The sequence below is a fragment of the Actinoplanes sp. NPDC048791 genome, assembly GCF_040650095.1.
GTDB lineage: Bacteria > Actinomycetota > Actinomycetes > Mycobacteriales > Micromonosporaceae > Actinoplanes.
In genome coordinates this window covers 1-1,397 of record NZ_JBEZGQ010001561.1, presented here as the reverse complement: position 1 = coordinate 1,397, position 1,397 = coordinate 1, and the positions used below count along the sequence as shown (strand labels likewise).

Below are 1,397 nucleotides of genomic sequence, written 5' to 3'. Positions count from 1 at the left end.
GCCGAACTGGCCGCGACGCTGGCCAGGCTGGCCCAATGACGGAGACTGGCCCGGTGACGATCATCTACGGCTGGCGGGCCGGCTTCGACAACGCCGCCCTCGACGCCCTGCACGCGGCGGGTTTCGGCTACTCCGCCCAGGGAATCGACTGGCAGGGCCGGCTCGACCGGCACAGCCTCGGCTGGGTCTGCGCCCACCAGGAGGACGTGCTGGTCGGCTTCGTGAACGTGACCTGGGACGGTGGTGTGCACGCTTTCCTGGTGGACACCGTGGTGGCCGCCGAGGCCCGCGGCCGGGGCGTCGGCACCACGCTGGTGGCGACCGCGGTGGCCGGCGCCCGGGCGGCGGGCTGCCAGTGGCTGCACGTCGACTACGAGCCGCACCTGACCCCGTTCTACGTCGAGGCCTGCGGCTTCCGGCCGACCGCCGCCGGTCTCATGGCCCTCGATCTGTCTTCGACCTCAGGAGGAAATCATGCCGTTGACCGGTGAGTACGCCCCGAGCCCGGAGGACTGGGCCCGCGAGCAGGCCGAGAAGTTCGAGGCCAGCGGGGGCACCGAGGCCGCCGACCTGCAAGGCCGCCCGATCATCCTGCTGACCTCGGTCGGCGCCAAGACCGGCAAGATCCGCAAGACGCCGCTGATGCGGGTCGAGCACGACGGCGAGTATGCGGTGGTGGCGTCCCGCGGCGGCGCCCCCACGCATCCGGTCTGGTACTGGAACCTGGTCAAGAACCCGCAGGTTGAGCTGCAGGACGGCAACGTCAAGCGCGACTACCAGGCTCGCGAGGTCTCCGGCGAGGAACGGGCCGTGTGGTGGGAGCGGGCGGTCGAGGCGTGGCCGCCGTACGCGGAGTATCAGACCAAGACCGACCGGATCATCCCCGTCTTCGTCCTCACCCCGATCTCCGACTGAGAGGCCGCTCATGCCACTGTCCGGCGAGTACGGCCCGAGCACTTCCGCGTGGGCCCGTAAGCAGGCGGAGACGTACGAGGCGTCCAACGGCGAACGCGCCGGCGACATCAGCGGCAAGCCGGTGATCGTGCTGACCTCGGTCGGCGCCCGGACCGGCCTGCTGCGCAAGACGGCGCTGATGCGCGTCGAGCACGACGGTGAGTATGCCGTCGTCGGCTCGCTGGGCGGTGGCCCGAAGAACCCGGTCTGGGTCTACAACCTGCGCAAGGAGCCCCGCGTCGAGTTGCAGGACGGCGACGCCCGGCACGACTACGTCGCGCGTGAGGTCAGCGGAGACGAGCGCGCGGTGTGGTGGGAGCGGGCGGTCGCGGCGTTCCCCACGTACGCGACCTACGAGAAGAAGACCGCCCGGCTCATCCCGGTCTTCGTGCTGGCCCGCGCCTGACCGGCGGGCCGTCAGCGGGTCAGGCGGGCGGCCCGCG

3 protein-coding genes are annotated in these 1,397 nt (G+C 71.4%); all 3 read left to right on the top strand.

Translation table 11 applies throughout. From position 1 onward, the window contains the following. The first annotated feature begins 35 nt into the window (after positions 1-35). The 3 genes from AB0C29_RS48485 to AB0C29_RS48475 are packed head-to-tail and all read left to right on the top strand — an operon-like array spanning position 36 to position 1,360. On the top strand, positions 36-491 hold the full coding sequence (locus AB0C29_RS48485; RefSeq protein WP_360835145.1) for a GNAT family N-acetyltransferase: 456 nt from the start codon (positions 36-38) through the stop codon (positions 489-491). Beyond that, positions 475-915 (top strand): nitroreductase family deazaflavin-dependent oxidoreductase, encoded by a 441-nt coding sequence (locus AB0C29_RS48480; protein WP_360835143.1) that lies wholly within the window; start codon positions 475-477, stop codon positions 913-915. Before AB0C29_RS48485 ends, AB0C29_RS48480 begins: the two co-directional genes overlap by 17 nt. Positions 916-925: 10 nt before the next feature. Continuing rightward, positions 926-1,360, top strand: coding sequence for a nitroreductase family deazaflavin-dependent oxidoreductase (locus tag AB0C29_RS48475; RefSeq protein ID WP_360835141.1), 435 nt, complete (start codon positions 926-928; stop codon positions 1,358-1,360). Positions 1,361-1,397: the final 37 nt, after the last annotated feature.